The 2,560-nt window shown below is 72.4% G+C and carries 3 protein-coding genes; all 3 read left to right on the plus strand.

Annotation, left to right across the window (positions count from 1 at the left end):
- Nucleotides 1-201: tryptophan biosynthesis modulator TrpM (gene trpM / locus ACFWY6_RS45030; protein ID WP_384703621.1), on the plus strand; the 201-nt coding region annotated here is incomplete at its 5' end.
- Between the two features lie 138 nt (nt 202-339).
- Nucleotides 340-1,626 (plus strand): tryptophan synthase subunit beta, encoded by a 1,287-nt coding sequence (trpB, locus tag ACFWY6_RS45035; RefSeq protein WP_384703624.1) that lies wholly within the window; start codon nt 340-342, stop codon nt 1,624-1,626.
- Nucleotides 1,623-2,438, plus strand: a complete 816-nt coding sequence (gene trpA, locus ACFWY6_RS45040) for a tryptophan synthase subunit alpha (RefSeq protein WP_384703627.1) — start codon at nt 1,623-1,625, stop codon at nt 2,436-2,438. Before trpB ends, trpA begins: the two co-directional genes overlap by 4 nt.
- Nucleotides 2,439-2,560: the final 122 nt, after the last annotated feature.

The raw sequence follows: 2,560 nt of genomic DNA on the forward strand, positions 1-2,560 counted from the left end.
GCGCCCGCGCCCGCAGCGCGCGCCCCCCCCCCCCTCCCCCCGCCGCGCCCCCCCCGCCCCGCCCCCGCCCCCCCCGCCCCCCCCCCCGCGCCCGCGCGACGCGTGCGCGGCAGGCGGGTGCGGTACCACATCGGATCTGAGCCGGGCCAGATCCCTGGGATGCGATGGCAGGGCGGCGCCTTGAACGCCGCCGAGAGCTGAAGCGCCCCTGAAAGGGGCGCGGGGAACTGCGCGATCAGCCCGAGACGGGCCGCAGCCGCGCGTGAATCCCCGGCCAGCAACGGCGTGAAGGCGTACCCGCGACAGACGTCAACCCAACGCCTCAGCGAGGAATCAGCCATGCCCAGCCAGTTCTTCATCCCGGACCCGGAGGGTCAAGTCCCCACCGCCGAGGGCTACTTCGGCGCGTTCGGCGGCAAGTTCATCCCGGAGGCCCTGGTGGCCGCCGTGGACGAGGTCGCCGTCGAGTACGAAAAGGCCAAGAACGACCCCGAGTTCGCCCGCGAGCTCGATGACCTTCTGGTCAATTACACGGGAAGGCCCAGCAGCCTCACCGAGGTCCCCCGCTTCGCGGAACACGCGGGAGGCGCCCGCATCTTCCTCAAGCGCGAGGACCTGAACCACACCGGCTCGCACAAGATCAACAACGTGCTCGGCCAGGCCCTGCTCACCAAGCGCATGGGCAAGACCCGCGTCATCGCCGAGACCGGCGCGGGCCAGCACGGCGTCGCCACGGCGACCGCCTGCGCGCTCTTCGGCCTCGACTGCACCATCTACATGGGCGAGATCGACACCCAGCGCCAGGCCCTGAACGTGGCCCGCATGCGCATGCTCGGCGCCGAGGTCGTGGCCGTGAAGTCCGGCAGCCGCACCCTCAAGGACGCCATCAACGAGGCGTTCCGCGACTGGGTCGCCAACGTGGACAGGACCCACTACCTCTTCGGGACCGTCGCGGGCCCGCACCCCTTCCCCGCCATGGTCCGCGACTTCCACCGGGTCATCGGGGTGGAGGCCCGGCGGCAGATCCTGGAGCGCGCCGGACGCCTGCCCGACGCCGCCGTCGCCTGTGTCGGCGGCGGATCCAACGCCATCGGCCTCTTCCACGCTTTCATCCCGGACGCCGGCGTACGCCTCATCGGCTGCGAGCCCGCGGGGCACGGCGTCGAGACCGGCGAGCACGCGGCCACGCTGACCGCGGGCGAGCCGGGCATCCTGCACGGCTCACGGTCGTACGTCCTCCAGGACGAGGAGGGCCAGATCACCGAGCCCTACTCGATCTCCGCCGGACTCGACTACCCGGGCATCGGCCCCGAGCACGCCTTCCTCAAGGACAGCGGCCGCGGCGAGTACCGCGCGGTCACCGACGACGCGGCCATGCAGGCGCTGCGGCTCCTGTCGCGGACCGAGGGCATCATCCCGGCCATCGAGAGCGCCCACGCGCTGGCCGGGGCGATCGAGGTCGGCAAGGAGCTCGGCAAGGACGGGCTGATGATCGTCAACCTGTCCGGCCGCGGCGACAAGGACATGGACACGGCCGCGCGGTACTTCGGCCTGTACGACACGGACGCCACCGTAGAGGCGGACGCGTCCGCCGACGGCGCTGAGATCAAGGGGGACGCCAAGTGAGCGGCAACATCCAGCTGTTGAGCGACACCCTCGCGGCAGCGAAGTCCGAGGGCCGGTCCGCCCTCATCGCCTACCTCCCGGCCGGGTTCCCGACCGTGGACGGCGGCATCGCGGCGATCAAGGCCGTCTTCGACGGCGGCGCGGACGTCGTGGAGGTCGGCCTCCCGCACAGCGACCCCGTGCTCGACGGCCCCGTCATCCAGACCGCCGACGACATCGCGCTCAAGGCGGGCCTGAAGATCGCCGACGTGATGCGCACGGTCCGCGAGGCCCACGAGGCGACCGGCAAGCCGGTGCTCGTCATGACGTACTGGAACCCGATCGACCGCTACGGCGTCGAGCGCTTCACCGCCGAGCTCGCCGATGCGGGCGGCGCGGGCTGCATCCTGCCCGACCTGCCCGTCCAGGAGTCCGCGCTCTGGAGGGAGCACGCGGAGAAGCACGGCCTCGCGACGGTCTTCGTCGTCGCGCCGAGCAGCAAGGACGAGCGCCTCGCCACCATCACGGCGGCCGGTTCGGGCTTTGTGTACGCGGCGTCCCTGATGGGTGTCACCGGCACCCGGGAGTCCGTCGGCGAGCAGGCGCAGGAACTGGTGCGGCGCACCAAGGCCACCACCGACCTGCCGGTCTGTGTCGGCCTCGGCGTCTCCAACGCCCGCCAGGCCGCCGAGGTCGCCGGCTTCGCCGACGGCGTGATCGTCGGCTCCGCGTTCGTCCAGCGCATGCTGGACGCCCCGGACGAGGCCGCCGGTCTCGCCGCGGTCCGCGCGCTCGCGGGTGATCTCGCCAAGGGTGTGCGCGGGAACGCGTAACTCGTACGGGTGGACCTGGACCGGGGAGTGGACCACCGGGCCGCCCCCGGCGTATGGGGGGGGGGTGTGGTGGAAAACCTGGGGGTTATCGCACACCCCCCGGGCGGCGGGGGGGGCAGAGA

The organism is Streptomyces sp. NPDC059037 (genome assembly GCF_042740015.1).
GTDB lineage: Bacteria > Actinomycetota > Actinomycetes > Streptomycetales > Streptomycetaceae > Streptomyces.